This is a genomic window from uncultured Campylobacter sp. (assembly GCF_938017775.1).
Classification (GTDB): domain Bacteria; phylum Campylobacterota; class Campylobacteria; order Campylobacterales; family Campylobacteraceae; genus Campylobacter_B.
This window is the reverse complement of sequence record NZ_CALIIU010000036.1, coordinates 1-17,679: the sequence shown is the minus strand read 5'-3', so window position 1 is coordinate 17,679 and position 17,679 is coordinate 1. Positions and strand designations below refer to the sequence as shown.

17 protein-coding genes are annotated in these 17,679 nt (G+C 47.9%); 5 read left to right on the top strand and 12 right to left on the bottom strand.

The annotated features are described in order from the left end of the window. Positions 1-178 precede the first annotated feature (178 nt). The 7 genes from Q0537_RS05345 to Q0537_RS05315 all read right to left on the bottom strand — a co-directional run bounded on the left by Q0537_RS05345 (position 179) and on the right by Q0537_RS05315 (position 7,510). On the bottom strand, positions 179-1,489 hold the full coding sequence (locus Q0537_RS05345; RefSeq protein ID WP_299225707.1) for a hemolysin family protein: 1,311 nt from the start codon (positions 1,487-1,489) through the stop codon (positions 179-181). Positions 1,490-2,171: 682 nt separating this feature from the next. After that, on the bottom strand, positions 2,172-2,981 hold the full coding sequence (locus Q0537_RS05340) for a M48 family metallopeptidase (RefSeq protein ID WP_299225704.1): 810 nt from the start codon (positions 2,979-2,981) through the stop codon (positions 2,172-2,174). 1,119 nt (positions 2,982-4,100) lie between these two features. Further along, positions 4,101-5,360 carry a hypothetical protein gene (locus Q0537_RS05335; protein WP_299225701.1) on the bottom strand — a complete coding sequence of 420 codons (1,260 nt, stop codon included), beginning with the start codon at positions 5,358-5,360 and terminating at the stop codon, positions 4,101-4,103. A gap of 11 nt (positions 5,361-5,371) precedes the next feature. Beyond that, on the bottom strand, positions 5,372-5,632 hold the full coding sequence (locus Q0537_RS05330) for a DUF493 domain-containing protein (RefSeq protein WP_298986954.1): 261 nt from the start codon (positions 5,630-5,632) through the stop codon (positions 5,372-5,374). Further along, the gene (gene moaC, locus Q0537_RS05325) at positions 5,610-6,080 is read right to left on the bottom strand and encodes a cyclic pyranopterin monophosphate synthase MoaC (protein WP_299225698.1); all 471 of its coding nucleotides are present in this window, start codon (positions 6,078-6,080) and stop codon (positions 5,610-5,612) included. The genes Q0537_RS05330 and moaC overlap by 23 nt, the downstream gene beginning before the upstream one ends. 620 nt (positions 6,081-6,700) lie before the next feature. Beyond that, the gene (locus tag Q0537_RS05320; RefSeq protein ID WP_299225696.1) at positions 6,701-7,147 is read right to left on the bottom strand and encodes a hypothetical protein; all 447 of its coding nucleotides are present in this window, start codon (positions 7,145-7,147) and stop codon (positions 6,701-6,703) included. Then, positions 7,148-7,510: a DUF1508 domain-containing protein gene (locus tag Q0537_RS05315; RefSeq protein ID WP_299225693.1), complete on the bottom strand. Its 363-nt coding sequence runs from the start codon at positions 7,508-7,510 to the stop codon at positions 7,148-7,150. A 116-nt stretch (positions 7,511-7,626) separates the two neighbouring features. Between Q0537_RS05315 and Q0537_RS05310 the strand changes: the two genes are divergently transcribed. From Q0537_RS05310 to Q0537_RS05290, 5 genes are all read left to right on the top strand, one after another. Continuing rightward, entirely contained in the window at positions 7,627-8,106 is a 480-nt protein-coding gene (locus Q0537_RS05310; protein WP_297904142.1) for a hypothetical protein, read from the top strand. Between the two features lie 429 nt (positions 8,107-8,535). Then, complete coding sequence (locus Q0537_RS05305) at positions 8,536-9,378, top strand: DUF3737 family protein (protein WP_299225690.1); 843 nt, start codon at positions 8,536-8,538, stop codon at positions 9,376-9,378. 1 nt (position 9,379) lies between these two features. Then, entirely contained in the window at positions 9,380-10,573 is a 1,194-nt protein-coding gene (locus tag Q0537_RS05300; protein ID WP_299225687.1) for a MalY/PatB family protein, read from the top strand. A gap of 180 nt (positions 10,574-10,753) precedes the next feature. Then, a complete protein-coding gene (locus tag Q0537_RS05295) occupies positions 10,754-12,139 on the top strand; it encodes a DUF3137 domain-containing protein (RefSeq protein WP_299225684.1) in 1,386 nt (461 codons plus the stop codon). Continuing rightward, positions 12,136-12,264, top strand: a complete 129-nt coding sequence (locus tag Q0537_RS05290; RefSeq protein WP_299225681.1) for a hypothetical protein — start codon at positions 12,136-12,138, stop codon at positions 12,262-12,264. The genes Q0537_RS05295 and Q0537_RS05290 overlap by 4 nt, the downstream gene beginning before the upstream one ends. 464 nt (positions 12,265-12,728) lie before the next feature. Here the strand turns inward: Q0537_RS05290 and Q0537_RS05285 are convergent, their stop codons facing one another. From Q0537_RS05285 to Q0537_RS05265, 5 genes are all read right to left on the bottom strand, one after another. Continuing rightward, positions 12,729-13,589, bottom strand: coding sequence for a cysteine ABC transporter substrate-binding protein (locus tag Q0537_RS05285; protein WP_299225678.1), 861 nt, complete (start codon positions 13,587-13,589; stop codon positions 12,729-12,731). Between the two features lie 20 nt (positions 13,590-13,609). Continuing rightward, positions 13,610-14,347 carry an amino acid ABC transporter ATP-binding protein gene (locus tag Q0537_RS05280; protein ID WP_297881210.1) on the bottom strand — a complete coding sequence of 246 codons (738 nt, stop codon included), beginning with the start codon at positions 14,345-14,347 and terminating at the stop codon, positions 13,610-13,612. Continuing rightward, positions 14,347-15,003 carry an amino acid ABC transporter permease gene (locus Q0537_RS05275; RefSeq protein WP_297897210.1) on the bottom strand — a complete coding sequence of 219 codons (657 nt, stop codon included), beginning with the start codon at positions 15,001-15,003 and terminating at the stop codon, positions 14,347-14,349. The genes Q0537_RS05280 and Q0537_RS05275 overlap by 1 nt, the downstream gene beginning before the upstream one ends. Before the next feature lie 2 nt (positions 15,004-15,005). After that, positions 15,006-15,659, bottom strand: coding sequence for an amino acid ABC transporter permease (locus Q0537_RS05270; RefSeq protein WP_299225674.1), 654 nt, complete (start codon positions 15,657-15,659; stop codon positions 15,006-15,008). A 166-nt stretch (positions 15,660-15,825) separates the two neighbouring features. Next, positions 15,826-17,172: a DASS family sodium-coupled anion symporter gene (locus tag Q0537_RS05265; protein WP_298102400.1), complete on the bottom strand. Its 1,347-nt coding sequence runs from the start codon at positions 17,170-17,172 to the stop codon at positions 15,826-15,828. Between the last annotated feature and the right edge of the window lie 507 nt (positions 17,173-17,679).

Genomic DNA, 17,679 nt, shown 5'->3' with positions numbered 1-17,679 from the left:
TTTCTAAGAGAAATTTCGGAATTTTAATTTTAGGCGGCGACATACTATTCGGCGCAGCTCAAAACGCTTGCCGATTAAGTTTTACCGCTGTTTTGATCGCTTCAGAGCCTGCGCCGAGATTTTGCGTCACGCTCAAAGCGACCGGATTTACGCACGCCGCACCAAATGCGCCTTATCTCTACTCGTTTTTATTCTCGTCTCTTTCTTGCAGTTCCTGGTCACACCTTTTGGTGACTTTTACGAGCGAGACCCTAGTGCCGTCCATTCGCAGCACTTCATAGTCGCAGTTTTCATCGCTTATTTTATCGCCGATTTCAGGTAGGCTGCCGAAGAGATTAAAGACGTAGCCGCCGATCGTTAGCTGCTCGGTCTCCTCATCAAAGTCGATGCCCATCACCTCCTCGACGCCTTCGATCTCGAAGCGGCCTCTAAACTCAAAGGTATTCTCGTCGATACGTTTAAAATTTTGTGCATTCGCGTCGTGTTCATCGTTGATGTCGCCAAAAATTTCTTCTATTATATCTTCCATCGTCAAAAATCCCGCCGTGCCGCCGTATTCGTCGATGACGAGCGCGGCAAAAATGCGCTGCTTATTCATCATAGGTAAAATTTTAGAGATCGGGCTGTTTTCAGGCACGATGATGAGCTTGCGCACGATCTTATCGAAGCTTTTATCTCCCTTTTGTTGGATGATGTCGCGGATGTGGATGAGGCCTAGGACGTTATCTTTGCTGCCGTCGATATATGGGAAGCGCGTAAATTTCGACTGCAATACGGTTGCGTAGTTTTCATCGTAGCTTTTTTGCTTATTTAGGCATATGAGATCGCGCCGTGGCGTCATTATCTCTTTAGCGACTGTGTCGCTAAAATCGACGGCGTTTTTGATGATCTCGGTCTCTAGGCTATCGAGCACGCCGCCTTTTAGGCTCTCGCTTGCGATGATTTTGATCTCTTCGTCAGAAAGCGCGAGCTCGCTCTCTTTGGCGGGCTTTACGCCGATGATTTTAAGCGAGACGGCAGCGATGAAGTCAAATGCCTTTATGATCGGAAAAAACATAATCCAAAAAATATGAAGCGGCCTAGAGATAAAAAGCACGATCTTCTCGGTTTTAGCAATAGCGATGGATTTTGGCACTAGCTCGCCGAGTACGACATGAAATAACGTAACGAGCGTAAAAGATATGACGAAGGCGATCGTATGCGCCGCCGCTCCGCCGCCTATGCCGATGGATCTTAGTGGCAGCTCGATCAGTCTTGATACCGCGGGCTCACCGATCCAGCCGAGGGCGAGCGAGCTTATCGTAATGCCTAGCTGAGTGGCGCTAAGATAGGTGTCAAGGGAGTTTGAAATTTTAAAAGCGAGCTTTGCGTTTGGAATTTTATCCTTGATAAGCTCTTCGAGGCGAGACTTTCTTACTTTGACGATTGAGAATTCCGAAAGAACAAAAAAAGCATTCATAAAGATGAATACAAAAGCTAAAACTAACATTAAAACCGAACTGTCCGTGTCCAAATTTCTTATCCTTTGAAATTTAAAAATAAATATTTATGATTATATCTAAAAACGCTTTAAAATCCAAAAGGCGCGGAAAATACCTCGCGCCCGTGCGTAGAATTCTGCGGAGTTGAAATTTTACTCCTTTTATCGCGTAAAATTTCATCTGCCCGCGCGAAACCTCTCGCTACGCAAAATAGCGCTAAATTCTACTACTCGGCTGAATAAATTTTATTTTCATACTGGGCTGCGGCTGCAAAATTTCATTTGTATACGGCCGCAGCGAAATTCTATCTGCGTCCAAAGGAGTAGAATTTTGCTCTAAATTTAATCGTGCTTAAAATCGTAAAATTTCGCGCCGTAGAATTCTGTAGCGACAGACATTTCGGCTTTCTATGCGACGGAATTTCGTCCAGCGCTTGCGTTTTGAAATGAAATTTTGTCTCGGTGCGGATTATATTTATCGCGCGTGTTAATGGAATTTTGCGGTAATTTAAAATTTCGCGCTGCGGCAGGTCTTTGTCTTAGCGAGATTTTATCGCAATAGAGCTTATGCGCGGCGGCGGATAATCCTAGCGCCACGCACAAGCCCATTAAGAAATTTAAATGCGACGATAAAACCTGCTACTTAAAAAACCTTAGCGCGCAAGCTCTTGCGAAATTTTAAATCGCAAGACTATCTATTTCTTGTGGCAGCCTCGTAAAGCGGCAAGACTTTCGGCATCACCTCTTTTAGATCGGCGATGCGATCGTCGTTTGAAGGGTGTGTGGACATAAATTTAAGTGGATGGCTCTCATTTAGCTTGTTCATCTTCTCCCAGACATTTATCGCCGCCCTCGGATCATATCCTGCGCGTGCCATCAGCTCGGCGCCCATCAGATCAGCCTCCGTCTCATGTGTGCGCGAAAACGGCAGTGTGAATGTGTATTGAGCCGCCATGTTCAAAGCCGCTGAGCCCAGATCTCCAAGCCCTGCTGCAGAGCTTGCTACGGCGATACCGACATCTTTCATCTGTTCAGTCGAGGCTCGCTCGCGACTGTGTTCGCGCAGTGCGTGCGACATCTCGTGCCCCAAAATAGCAGCCAGCTCGGCATCGGTAAGCTTTAGTTTTTCGATGATGCCAGTATATACGACGATGCGACCGCCAGGCATACACCAAGCATTGATCGTAGGGTCGTTGATTACGTTTACCTGCCAGTTCCATTTCAGTGCGTCTTTGCGAAATGCGCCGACTTGAGCGATTAGGCGCTTCGAGATGCCTCTAACGCGATCAGTTAGCTTTTTATCGGTATTTAGGACATGTTTGGCGTTTGCTTGGGCGGTAATCTGCCTGTAGGCAAGCGCGGCACTTTGATCCATTTCAGCTTCGCTTACGGTGATGAATTGCGAGCGGTCGATGCCTACGGCGCCGCCTTGCGTGGTACTCGCGCAGCCGGTAAAAATCATCATCGCAGCAAAAGATATTAAAAGAGCTAATTTTTTCATCTTTTCTCCTTGAAATTTTGCGGCGATTTTAGCGAAATTTGGTTAAATTTTTAGAATTTTATTTTGGATTGCCGGATTTTGCAGGCGCGATCTATTTGGAATTTGCCGTAAAATTTAAGGACGCCCGTCGCCTTTAAAATAGGATTGGGCTTTGTAATTTAGCGATAAAATTTAGCGGTGATTTCGCAGAATTTTATCGTGGCGTAAATTAGGCATTGCTATGTAAAAATAGTGGGTTTATCCAAGCGCGGCGCTGCATAAACAAAGCACCTCTGCGCCTAAATAGAGTAGGGGGGGGGGGGTACAGCTTTTAAATTTACGTAGCGTAGGCTACAAAAGCTAGCGGAATTTTATTTGCACTAAGCGCTCGGTTTGAGCAGATAAAAGCAATTTGAAATTTGCACAATCAAATCGCGCGATAAAATGGGCTCGGATGTCGCTATGATTTGAGGTGAGTCGCGCTAATCTTTGCAATGCAAAATTCTAATTGTTAGCTTAGTGGTAGCTCCTCACATCGCATCTTACGCTGTAGCGGAATCGCGTTTTATTAGAATTGAAATGATCGTAGAAATGCCAAACGCCAAGATGCCTTTTCATAGAATTTATCTCGCGGAATTCCATTTGTGCGTAGCGGGATAAAATTTCAAACTGCAAACCGCACTGTATCATTTTGGATGGAATTTTAAAATTTTACGCGTTTAGAATTTTAAAATTCTGCTACGCAAATCTACGTGATGAAATTTTCAAGCTTAAAAATCCGCGCCGTTTTTGGAATTTTATATATGCTCTGACAGCTATAAAATTTTGCACTTAGAATTTTATCACTGCGGCAAGATTTGGTTGGACCGGGGTCTCGCATCGCCGTAGGATTTTTGGCGGCACGGAATTTTGCAGCGCATATCTAAATTTAGCTATGCAAAATTCGTAAAATTCTTTATCAGCATGGAATTTTACAGCGCCGTTAAAGCGCATAAAGAATTCTGCGCAGACCTTGCAAACTCTAACGAAAGCTCCATTATTTGGAGGGTGCGGACTTTAAGGCAAGCGAGTAAATTATGCAACATAAAGCAGCGAGCGCTGAGTGTTTACCGCTAGGGATTTTACCTCTGCAGCGCCCATTTAGTCCTTTTTGGACTTTAGCTTGGCGATCGTCTCTTTTGCGGCCTCGTAAGCCTTAGCGCTCATCTCACGCGCCCTTTCGCTTACGTTTTTGGCGACGTCGGAGCTTTTTAGCTCAGCAAATTTTTGGCTCATCTTCTTTTCAAACTCGCTAAGCTCTTTTTTGATTGCGTCCAGTTTCTCGTCCAGATCGAGGTTTTCGATGATTTTGGCGCTTTTTTGGCTCAGCTCTTGAGTGATTTCGCGCGCTTTGGCGCTCGCCTTTTTTGCGCGCTCGCCAAGCTCGATCTCACCGATTTTGGCGCTTAGTTGCTCGGCAAGATCGCTTGAAATTTTTCTAAATTTAGTCAAATAGCCGCCGAATTCTTCATCGGCGATCTTGGCGATTTCGCTTTTAGCGGGCTCCTCCGAGCTTGCGACCGCATCGCTTAAAACCGCGCTAAATAGCTCGCTCATCTGCGAAATTTGAAGTCTTTCGTTCTCTAAGCTCTGTGCGTCGCTTGCTGGCGAGAAACTTAGCTCGTCGCGGTATCTTTCGGCGGCTTTGTTTATGCCGTCGTAGCAGCCTAAAATCGCGCCTCTAATCAGCGCAGAGGCGGTATTTTTGCTCTCGTTTGCGACGAAAATCGCGCGATTTATGATGATTTTTGAAATTTCTTTAGTGCGGAATTTCGTAAATTCCCCGTCGCCGATAGCCGAAAATGCGATGTTTTTAGCCGTCTCGTGCGCGGTGTCCTCGATGTCGGTTCCGCTTTCGAGCACGCTTATGAAGGCCAGTTCGCTTGCTTCTTTAAGTACGTCCGCAAGCGGAAGCTTGCTCGCGATCGCTCGCTGTAGCGCCGAGCCTATGCGCTCTTTTAGCTCTGTTTCGCTTGCGTTTTGCAGCGCAGTATCCAGATCATCGTAGCTGCGCAAAACAAGGGTTTTAATCGCCTTTTGCTTACAAGCGATCTTTTTGCGCAGATCGTCGTAGTCGTAGATGAGCTTGTAAAGAGCCTGCTCGTCCTCGTCGCACAGCGCCTTTTTTACCCCTTCGATTAGCGCTTCGGAGGAGGCGTCTTTTAGCGCTCCTGTTTCGTTAAGCTCGGCGGCAAAGCTTAAGACGAGCTCGGCGCTTTTAGCGCTTTTAGCATCTTCGCTAAGTCCGCGTAGAGCCTTCAGGCTCTGTTCAAAAGCTAAATTTTGCACGCAGGCCGCCAGCTCCTCGCCGCTGATTTGTGCAAGATCGGCGCCGAATTTTTTGATTATTGCTTCTTTCATTTCATCTCCTGTCACAATACATATTTAAAGTGGGCTTTTAAGCGCTCGAAAATTTCGTTTCGATGCAAGTCGTCCTTGACGAAAACGCTTACGTTGAAGCTCATATATTTGCCGCCGTTTGAAAAGCGCGAAAAGTCTATTTTGTAATCTTCGCCCTTTAAAATTTCATCGATCTGCTCGCGCTTTTGGGTAGTCGCGTCTAGGACTACTTTGTATTCCCAAAAGAGTGGATAGTCGATTTTGGGCTTTTCAGCCCCTAATATACACGCCACTCTTGCCCCCCTCTTTGCGTTGCAGCACGATGTCGGTAATCTGCATCGATTTATCTATCGCTTTTAGCATATCGTAAATCGTCAGCAGCCCCACGCTCACGCCCGTTAGCGCCTCCATCTCGACACCGGTTTTGCCCGTGATTTTTACCGTTACGAAAAGCTTAAACGCGCACTCGCTCGCAAGCTCCTCAATGTCTGTTTTAATCGAAGTAATCATAAGCGGATGGGTCATTGGTATGAGTTCGCTCGTCTTTTTAGCGCCCATTATCGCGGCAACGACGGCGGTTTGAAGCACCGGGCCTTTTTTGGCCGTGTTTTGCTTGACGGCGGCAAACGCCTCCGCACTCATTCGTATGATGCCGCTAGCGGTGGCTACGCGTTCGCTATCATCCTTGGCGCCGACATCCACCATGCGCGGCATATTGTTTTCGTCGATATGTGAAAGCATAAAATTTCCTTGCAGTTTTTGGCGGGATTATAGCAGAATTTCGGGCATAAAAAAAGCCCAAGCTTTTAAACTCGGGCTTCATACAAAAAGGAGGTTTTATCTTGTCGGACAAGGACGATTATACTACCTAAACAGTAAATAGAAATAAAATATATCCTTTTTAGGCGAACTCTTTCACGCTTAATTTATAGCCGTTTTTAAAATTTTGATGAAATTCGACGATATACTATGGCGCGCTGTGCGGGCATTTGAATGGGCGGTAAAATAAAACGGAGTCAAAGAGCGACTAAATTTAAAGCGGACGTTAAAGAGCAAAGATAAAATTTAAAGCAGAGTTTGTGGTTGTTTTAGCTCAATATGGGCGATCAAAAGAGCGGAGCAGGGCGCTCTGCCGAGGCAGCATAAATAAAATGCTACAAAGAAGCGGCTTAAATTCAATGCCGTCTCGCTGGCTATAAATTTAAGCTCGTTTTGCTTAAACTCAATGCCTCGTACGCAATGCAGCGCAAATTTAAACCTTCCACGCGAGCGCCGTAGTACGCAGGCACGGATTAAAATAGCGCGCCGTAAATTTAAACATCGCCGCGCAAAATCCGGCCTGCGTTTGAAATTTAGCTCGTTTAAATTTTAAACGTTTTTAGCAGACTGCCTAAGCTTAACCCCTTGTCTTCGCCGTTTGCGCCGCCTCCTAAAAGATCGCCCAAAAAGCTACTTGCGTCGTTAATATCGATTTTACCGTCGCCGTTGAGGTCGAGCTTGGCGCTTGCGATTTTGCCGATCAGCGCGCTAAAATCTACGCCTTTGCTATCGACAGCGTTTGCTTGCACGTCTTCGCCGCCGCCCAAAAGTCCGCCCAGCATCAAGCCTAACGAGCCAGATCCGCCGCTTTCGTTTTTGCTTAAAAAATTTGAACTGATGCCCGCAATTATCGCATTTATCTGATCGTCGGGCAGGTCCACGCCTAGAAATTTTTCGATAAAAGCGACCGGACCGCTTTGAAATTCTCTTAAATTTTTATCATCGCTTTTGAGCGCATAGACCATATTTACAAGTCCGTTTATATCCATTTATGCCTCCTTGATCTTGGCTTTCGGGGCCTGTTTTACGATAAGCTCTATTACTTTTAGGGCGTCCGCCTTAGCCTCAAAATCCTTACTAACGGCGATGATCTGTCCGTTACTAGCCGTTAGGCGAAAGCGAACCTTGTCTGCTTTATCGGTGTAAAGCTCAAATTTCGGATTGTTTAGCTTTTCTCCGCCCGTGATTTGATCCTCGATCTTATTTAGCGCGGCGTTTTTTGCGACGCTTTCGATGCCGTTTTTGCAAGCGACCTTGCTCGTGTAAACCTCGGAGGTACATAGCACGTGCCCGTCATAAAGTAGATCGAATTTGCAGCCGTCCTTGGCGTCTTTGATTAAAAACTCAGCCATTTTTCATCCTTTCGTAAAAGATATTATTATTTTAGCTAAAATTTTAATAAATATTTTTAATAGGCGCGGAATTTTCTGCTAAAATTACGCACAAATTTCATTTACAAAGGATCATAATGATAAAGGCTCTACGTTTTAGCTTGATTTTCGCCGCTACTTTGGGATTTGGCGCGGATGAGAGCGATGCATTATTTAAGGATATAAGGACGCGTCTGGGTTGCAATCTAGCCGCACAGGACTGCGAGACTAACGCGGGCGGGCAGAAGGCGCTCTTTAGCGTAGCGCGCCATCCGATCGAAGCGGGAGCAAACGAGCTAAAAATAAGCGGAATTTCGCGTGAGCTGAAAAATCCGAGCGTTAAAATTTCGGGCGTGAGTATGAATATGGGCAATGCGGAATTCCCGCTAAAGCGCAGCGCAGACGGCTATGAAGCGACGCTTGATGTTGCAGTGTGCACGCACGCCGTAATGCGCTACAAACTTGAAATTTACGAGGATGGCGAGCCTAGCGGGCTTTTTGTGTATTTTGATCTGCGAAAGCGTGCTACGGATCGAGACCGCGGCGAAGACATCCATTTGCATCACCACGAGCATTAGACGCATCCCGTTTGTTCGCGGGGTAAAATTTGCGCTTTTTCAGACACGACGCTTTAGGGGAACTTGCACGTTGATTGTAGAAAATTTTACAAATTTTATAAGGCGTCGCTTGCGATAAATTTTATACGTCTTTTGGGCGACGCGCGTCGCAGGCAGATACGGGCGCCTAAACGAATACGCGAATAGCCGTAGTGATCTAGGCGCGCTTCATTAGGGCGTTTACAAAAACGCCTTTATAAACGCGCGGCGATTCGCCGCGCATTCGCTGCATATGTTTCGTAACCACTACCGATGCGCGTCAAATTTAGCCCCTAGCCGCCTTTAAATTTTAAAATTTTTAAAATTCGGTCGCATTTCATATACCCAAGCTACGCGGAATTTTGAAATTCCTTGTATAATCTGAAGCAAATTTTAAATCTAAGGAAAGCCATGCAAATATTAAAACAAAAGCACTTTAGCGGCGAGCGCGCGCTGTTTTGCGCAAAGGATCTGCGGATCGAAAATTCCGTCTTCGGCGAGGGCGAGTCGCCGCTAAAACACAGCGCAAATATCGTCGCGCAAAACTGTAAATTTGAGTGGAAATATCCGTTTTGGTATGCCGAAAACATTCGCGCGCAGGACTGCTTATTCGACGAGGTCGCGCGCGCAGGGATCTGGTATAGCCGCGGCGTAGTGCTAAAAGACTGCCTCTACGGCGCGCCCAAGGGGCTTCGTCGCGTAAAAGATGCCGCGCTGCAAAATGTAGAATTTCACGACGCACAGGAGACCTTGTGGCACTGTAGCGACGTCACGCTAAAAAACGTCACCGCAAAAGGCGCGTATTTCGGGCTTGATTGCGAAAACTTAAGCATCGAAAATCTATCGCTCTTCGGGGATTACTGCTTCGACGGCTGCAGAAACGTAACGATCAAAAACTCCAAGCTACTATCCAAGGACGCGTTTTGGAACTGCGAAAATATCGTGGTCGAGGACTGCTTCATCGCAGGCGAGTATTTCGGCTGGAATTCCAAAAACGTAACGCTGAAAAATTGCAAGATCGAGAGCCTGCAGGGCTTTTGCTATATGCAAAATTTACTCTTGCAAGACTGCGAGCTGATAAATACGACGCTGGCGTTTGAATACAGCGACGTCCGTGCCGAGGTAAAAGGCGCAATCGATAGCGTCAAAAATCCAAGCAGCGGGCTAATTCGCGCGGCAAGCATCGGCGAGCTGATCCTAGACGGCGCAACGGACGCGTCTAAAACTGAAATTATTACTGAATTAAGGGCGTAAGATGGGACTTTTTGATTTTATAAGTGGCAAGGAGAAATACGACTTCGACACTCTGCCAAACCGCCGCGGCACGAAGTCGCTTAAATGGGACGTAGGCGAGAATGAGCTTCCGATGTGGGTTGCGGATATGGATTTCGCCGTAGCGCCCGAGATCATCGAGGCTTTGCAAAAGCGGCTGAACGAGCGGGTTTTGGGCTATTCGCTTGTAGATGATGAATGGCGCAGCGCGTATCAAGGCTGGTGGCTCGCGCGCCACGATTATGAAATTCAAAAGGAGTGGCTGATCTATGCCGGCGGCACGCTGCCTGCGATTGATTCGATCATCCGCAAGCTCACCTCGCCCGCCGAAAACGTGCTGCTGATGAGCCCCGTTTACAACTGCTTTTACTACTGCATTAAAAACGCCGCCCGCGTGCCTATGGAAAATGAGCTTGCCTATGCTAACGGCGATTATAGTATCGATTGGGAGGATTTGGAGGCTAAGCTTGCCGAACCGCAGACGACGCTTTTTATCCTTTGTAATCCGCACAATCCGGTCGGCCGCACCTTTAGCAGAGACGATCTTGCCCGCATCGGCGAGCTGTGCGAGAAGCACGGCGTTACGGTGCTTAGCGATGAGGTGCATTGCGATCTGACCGAGCCGGGCGTGCGTTACACGCCATTTGCTGCGGCAAGCAAGAGCTGCGAGAGGATTTCGGCCAGCATAATCGCGCCCACGAAGGCGTTTAACATCGCGGGGCTGCAAAGCGCGGCGGTCTTTGCCGCAGATAAGCGCTTACGTCATAAAATTTCAAAGGCGTTAAATTCCGATGACATCGCCGAGCCGAATTTTTTTGGAGTGCAGGGTGCGATCGCCGCATTTACGAAGGGTGCGCCGTGGCTGGACGCGCTGCGCGAATACCTCAGCGAAAATCGCAAATTCGCGGCGGAATTTATCGCGCGCGAGCTTCCGCAGGTGCATGTCGTGCCGCAAGACGCGACCTATCTGATGTGGCTCGATGCGGGCGCTTATACGCAGAATAGCGCGGAGCTTGCGCGCTTCATCCGCGAAAAAACGGGGCTGTATCTCTCCTGCGGCGCGCAATACGGTAAGGGCGGCGAGAAATTTTTGCGCCTAAATATCGCGACCTCTAGGGCGCTGCTAAAAGACGGGCTAGGGCGGCTAAAAGAGGCGCTAAAGGTCTGCCCGCATTAAGCAAGCTGCAGTTCAACAAAGACGAAATTTAAAATTTAAAGCGGCGGAGCAAATTTTAAAATTTTGCAGCAGGGCGCGAGCTTTGCGCTAAATTTAGCGGCGATCAAACTTGTGGCGCGCGAACGTTTAAATTTACGCGCGGCAAAAACCGGCGCTTAAATGCGCTACAAAAGGCGGATTATGGATAGAAACGGCGATTTAGAGGAGCTTTACCTGCTTGAAAAACGGCGCGAAAAGCTCGCGCGCATTAGCAAGCTCGTCTCATTTTTGATAACCCTGCTGCTGCTCGGACTTTACTTGTTTTTAAATACCAGGGCGGAACCCGTCTCATTTGATACAAACTGGCTTATAATCGCGCTTTTCATCATCTTTCCCCTTTTAAACGGACTGCTCTACCGTCTATTTTGCGGCTTAAGCTTTGGCAAAAATGAGGGCACGCAGCGCGCAAATTTTGATAAATTTAGCGACTTAAACACGGCGCAAAATACAGGCGCGCTAGGGCAGGGCGCGGCGCAAGACGGGCAAATTTTAAGCACCGATATAAACGAAGGGCGGGTATTAAAAGCCGAAGCGGGCGAGGATAGCGGCTGTAAAGACAGCGATAGCCGTATGAGCGTTACTTACGAGAGGTTTGGGCCCAAAGCCGCCGAAGGTGAGGGTGGGGGCGAGAAAGGCGGCGCGGGCGGATCAAAATTTAACTTTCTAGCCGATCTACAGAGCCTGGAGGATGAGCGCGCGGCGCTGCAAAAAGCGGTGAAAAAGGCTAATCTCGTCGCCGTTGCCGTAGGGACCGGCGTGGGCGCGCTGGTGGCGCGCTTTTGGGACGAAGCGGCGGCCGGCGTATTTTTCGGCATCTCCGTTTACGGCATCGTGAGCGCTCTTTTGACGGCGAGCAAAAGACGGAATTTCAGATCAAATTTTAAAAGCAGGATCGTCGCGAGCATCGCAAAAAGCTTCGAGCTTAGTTACGATGAAAGCGGCGGGCTGGGGACGGATGAGTTTTTTGAAATTTACGACTGCTACATAAACGAGCAATCGAGCGAGGATATGATGAGCGGGGAGGTGCAGGGCGTGCGGGTTAGCTTTAGCGACTTTTACGCCGCCGAAAAAGTGCGCACCAAAAACGGCACTCGCACCGACGTAAAATTTCAAGGAGTGCTTTTCGTCGCGGACTTTCACAAAAGGCTTAACTGCGAGGTGCGGGTATGTCATAAAAACTCGCGAAATCTGCGCAAATACGGGCAGCGAGCGAATATGGACGACGTGAAATTTGAGGAGTTTTTCGACGTCTATACGACCGATCAGGTGGGTGCCAGATACGCTTTGACGCCGCTTTTGATGCAGCGACTGACGGAGGTCTATCTAAGGCTGGGCTCGCAGATAAACGCGGTGCTAAGGGAGGATAAAATTTACGTGGCGATCGAGACCTGGCGCGATAATTTCGAGCCTAGAATTGACTGCTCGCTAAAGCAGGACGCTACGATAGAGCTTTACGTAGATGAGATCGGCGCGCTTGTAGGCATCGTGAGCGAGCTAAATTTGAACCGTAAAATTTGGAGCGAATGAGGCAGGCGGCGGCGCTGTGGAGTATGACGGAGGCTGCTGCTGCATACGGCTCTGGCGACACACAGATATGCAGACAAAGCGCGCGGGATCGTAGGCTTAGCGGTACAAATGCGCTGTGTAGCTGAATGTGGAAATGTATGCGTTGCGCGGCTTATGCGCTTGGCTTTTAGATCGGTACGGAAATTTAGCCCGCGCGCAAATTTACAAGTCGCTTTGAGCCGATAAATTTTATAAATTCCCGCTCCGTTAGCGAGCGGCCGCTCGCGATTTATCACTGCTCGTGCGATATAAATTTTTATCGCACGAGCAGTTTGTGTTAGAATTCTACTATCGCTTGAAATTTTATGCCGCCGCGCGCGACTTAAATTTTGCCGCGACGATCCGCGCTAGGCTGCATTTTGGCTCGGCTAAATTTGTCGTGCGAGAGCAAAACTTTGCCGCTAGATCGATAAATTTAGCTAGCTTATAAAAGCGCTCGCTGCCTATGGGCGTTTATGGACGCCGTTTTGGTAAAGCTACGGCGCCAGCGTCGCTGCGAGCTTGCGGGGCTTAGTGAGATCGCCCGCTAAACTAGACGGCAAATCTAAATTTATAACTTCCCGCCCTCGATTACGACGTCGTCAGCCTTGATGTCGTCGCCGTATATCGGCGCGAGCGTCGCGTCGTAGTCGGCGTGGAAAAATTTCTCGTCCGCGAGTTTCACGATTAGATCGTCAAGCCATTTGCGAAGCTCGTCGTTGCCCTTTTTGACCGCAGGCGCGATGACGTCCTGATCGCCCAGCGAGCGGATACCCACTTTAAAGCCCGGGTTCGATTTCGTCCATGCAAACAAAAGCGTATTATCATGCGCGATTGCGTCGCCCCTGCCATCCAGCATCGCACCAAAAGTCTCGGTATTTTGGTCAAATTTTAAAAGCTTGATCTCGGGATGGTTTTTCGTAAAATACAGATCCGCGGTCGTGCCTTTGTTGATTAAAAGCGTTTTGTCTTTAAGCTGCGAAACGTCGGTAATATCGCCGTCCTTGCTCGCGACGCCGAGAGCTACCTTCATATACGGTAGCGCGAAATCCACGACCTCTTTACGCTCCGGCGTGACGGTGAAATTTGCAAGCGTGATATCGACCTTATCCGACGCCAAAAATTCCGCGCGATTAGCGGCCTCTACGAGCACGAACTGCACCTTGCTCTCATCGCCTAAGAGCTCCTTTGCGATGCGTTTTGCAAAATACACGTCATATCCCGCGTTTTTGCCCGTCTCGTCAATGTAGCCAAACGGCGGCTTGTCGCCGAAAACGGCGATCCTTACTACGCCGCGCTTTTTAACTCCGTCTATATAGCTTTGCGGCGAGGCGGAACCTTGCGCGGAATTTGAGGAGCCTTTGCCCTCGTCGTTGCAGCCTGCGAAAAATAACGCACCTAAGATAAAAAGCGTGCTTAGCGTTTTTTTCATCTTTTCTCCTTTATTAAAATTTATTTTTTAAATTCGAACATATTTAGAAATTTCTTCGCGCGCTCGCTATTTGGAGCGGTAAAGAACGCCTCCGGTTCGTTAATCTCCACTATATGCCCGTCGTCCATAAAAACTATGCGATCGGCTACGGCGCGCGCAAAGCCCATCTCGTGCGTTACGATTAGCATCGTCTGCCCCTCTTTGGCGAGATTTAGCATTACGTCGAGCACCTCGCGCACGATCTCGGGATCAAGCGCCGCGGTAACCTCGTCAAAAAGCATGATCTTGGGCTTCATCACAAGGCTTCGTACGATCGCGATGCGCTGCTTCTGCCCGCCGCTAAGCTCTTTGGGGTAGGAGTTCTCCTTATCCGCAAGACCTACGATCTTTAGCCATTCGCGTGCTAGAGTTATCGCTTCCTCTTTCGGGACGTTTTGTACCTTCATCGGGCCTAAGATTATGTTGTGCAGCACATTTAAGTGATCGAAAAGCTCGTAGCTTTGAAAGACCATGCCGATCTTTTGCCTGATCCTGCGCCAGTCTGTGAAATTTTGATCGATCCGCTCGCCTTCGATTATAAAATTTCCGCTTTGTACCGGCTCTAACCCGTTGATCGTGCGAAGTAGGGTGCTTTTTCCACAGCCGCTAGGGCCTAGGATTACCACGACTTCGCCCTGCGCGACGCTAAGGCTGACGTCCTTTAGCGCGTGCAGCTCGCCGTAAAATTTATTGATTTTATGAAGTTCTAAAATTCCCATCAGCTCCACCTGTTTTCTAATTTTTTCGAAAGCGCCGAGATTGGATAGCAGATCAAAAAATATACGAAAAATATCGCTCCGTAGATGATTAGCGGCGCGTAATTATCGCGGAAGACATTCACTTCGATGATCTGCTGTCCGACCTTGACGAGCTCTATGACGCCGATTAGTACGGCGATCGAGGTTGTTTTTATCATCCTGCTGAATAAATTTATCGTTGCGGGCACCAGACGCCTCATCGCAAGCGGCAGGATGACATAGAGATAAATTTGAGATCTGCTAAATGCGAGCGCTTCGGCGCTTTCGAACTGATGCTTGGGTATGCTAAGCACGGCGCCGCGCACCAGATCCATCATCTCAAAAACGCCCCAGATGCTAAAGACGATGATCGAAGCCGCGATATTTGAGATGTGGATGCCAAATGCCTTGCTCGCGCCGAAATATACGATAAATAGCCAAACGATGGGCGGCATGATACGCACGATCTCCAGGCAAATTTTAAGCGGAATGTATAAAGCTCTGCGCCCGGAGGCCATTAAAATTCCAAGTACCAAGCCTAGTACGAGTGAAACCGCGATCGAGATAAGCGCGATTTGCAGCGTGACCCCAAGCCCGCCAAGAAGCCTGATTAAATTTTCGCCGCTTAAGAGTTCCATCGCTAGCCTCTCATATACGCAAGGCGCTTTTCAAGCAGCGTAAGCGCTAGCGAAAGCGGCAGGATTATGATCAGATACGAAACGCTTAGCATAAATAGCGCCTCGTTCGTCTTGTAATACAGCCCGATCACGTCCTTTGCGGCATAAACGAGATCGGCGAGCGCTACGATGCTAACGATCGAGGTTTCTTTAAGCAGAAAGATTATGTTTGCGCTGATGGAGGGCAGGGCGATCGCAAAGGCGCGCGGCAGCACGACGTAAAATACTATCTGTGCTTCGCTAAGACCGAGGCTCATCGCGCTTTCGATCTGGGATTTTTTTATCGCCTCAAAACCGAGCCTAAAGCTCTCGCTCATATAGCTTCCGCCCAAAAATGCAAGACCTACGATCGCGCAGGTAAAGCCCGAAATTTGAACGCCTAGCTTCGGCAGGCCGTAGTATAGAAAAAATAGCTGAATTAAAAGCGGGGTGTTACGCGATAGCTCGATATACGCGCTCACAAGCGGGCTTAGTAGCGGCAATCTTTTATATTTTATCAGCGTGCAGATAAAGCCGATGATGATGGATAGTAAAATCCCGTAAAATGCGAGCTTTAGCGTTAAAATTCCCGCCTTTATGAACATCGGGCTAAATTTAGCTATAAAATCAAAATCCATAAATTCTTCTTTCCGTAAGATATGCGTATTATACAGATAACTGATTAAAATAGTATTAAATTAGAATTTTTTTATAAAGATTCCGAAAATTTAGGAGTTTAAAAATATATCTTATAAATATATTTAGTCCGAGCAGATACCCGGACTATAGAATTTTGACGGAATTTTACGAGTAAAAAATATACGCGTATCCCGAAACCAAAAACGCGGAGAATATCGCTAGAATTCCGCCGCTTCGTACCATTTCCGCCTGGCGAATGCGTCCCGTGCCGAAAACCAAAGCATTCGGCGGCGTCGCTACCGGCATTATGAAAGCGCAGCTTGCGCCCACACCGATTACTATAGTAAGAGTTTCTTTTGGCAGCCCCATTTGCGCTGCTACTCCCGCAAATACTGGTACTAAAAGTGCAGCAGAGGCGGTATTGCTCGTAAATTCCGTAAGGCAGATGATGAAAACTGCCGTTACCAAAAGTACGATGTAAGTAGGCGCTCCGCCGAAAGTGTGCGCGACTAGATCGCCAAGCACCTTAGAAGCTCCAGAATCGCCTAAAACCGCACTTAGCGTAAGTCCGCCGCCAAAAAGTAGCAGCACGCCCCACTCGGTGTTTTCGGCGATGTCGTGCCACTTGGCAAGTCCTAGTATGACGATTACGACTGCCGAGCAGATGGCGACGTAAGCATCGTCCACTTTAAAGCCCACAAGGGCTGAAATTTGCTTTGAAAATATCCAGCCAAGCGCTGTTAGAGCAAATACGACGATAGTAATAATGCGCTCGCGCGTCCAAGGGATATGCTCCAGATCCATCTCTATTTTATGACTTAAATTCGGCTTGAAAATTATATAAAGCACCACAAGCATTATCGGTAGCATCACGCACATTAGCGGCAAACCTACCTTCATCCAGTCCGCGAAGCTGTAGTGCAAGGCTTGAGCCACGATTAAATTTGGCGGTGAGCCCACGAGCGTGCCCAAACCTCCGATACTTGCAGAATACGCGATGCCTAAAAGCAAAAACACGAGCGTGCCGCGATCTTTGCTCTCGTCCATGTTGGCGCAAATTCCAAGTGCGATCGGAAGCATCATCGCAGCAGTTGCGGTGTTTGAAACCCACATCGAAAGGATCGCCGTAGCAAGGCAGATTAAAATCGCAGCTACACCCAAGCGACCGCCTGCGCGGGCGATTAGCCACATCGCGATCTTTTTGTCTAGCTTTTGCATATGCAGAGCCGTTGCCAGCGCGAAGCCGCCGAAAAAGGTAAAGATCGTAGGGTTTGCAAAATTCGCAAGCGTGCTTTTGATGGTGGCAGCCGTGAAAGTGCCATCTTTAGCGAATTTACCAAGTCCGATAGCTACCGCAAGCACCGGCACCATAAGCGCGGTTACCGTGATATGCACGGCCTCTGTAAGCCACATAATTGCGATGAAAGCAAGCAGCGCAAGGCCTTTTTTGACATTGGGCTCAAACGGTAACGTGGCATATAGCGCAAAACCCACAGCAGCGGCAATCGCCATGATAATTACGCCACGCTTAGGAAACGGCACGGTGTCGGTGAGCCTGTCTAAACCCAGCTCGTCTACGTCTGAGTCTAGCGGCCCTTGTAAGCGGGAGTTGCGTAATTCCACTTTGTGTTCTTCCATAGATACTCCTTTTTTGGATTTGGCTTATGATACAAAAATGAGGCGGGAATTTTATAAATTCCAAATCAAATCGTCTTAAATTTTTAAAAGTGCAGTTACTATCGGTAACACGGCACTTATCTCGTGTGTAAATTTTAAATTATACATAAAAACGAACAACTAAATAGGCGATTTAAATTTTATCACAGATTGTTTTTAATGGTGTCCGGTGTTTAAATTTTCTAGTTGCTCACGGGGAGGCGGCGTAGAATTTCATCGAATTTCATCCAGGCAAGCGAGATAGAATTCTGTCCTTAGCAAACGAGATAAAATTTTATCCAAGGCGAGTGAGATAAAATTCTGCGTCTTACCTTAAAAATTTATCGAAATTTAAGTGGGGGG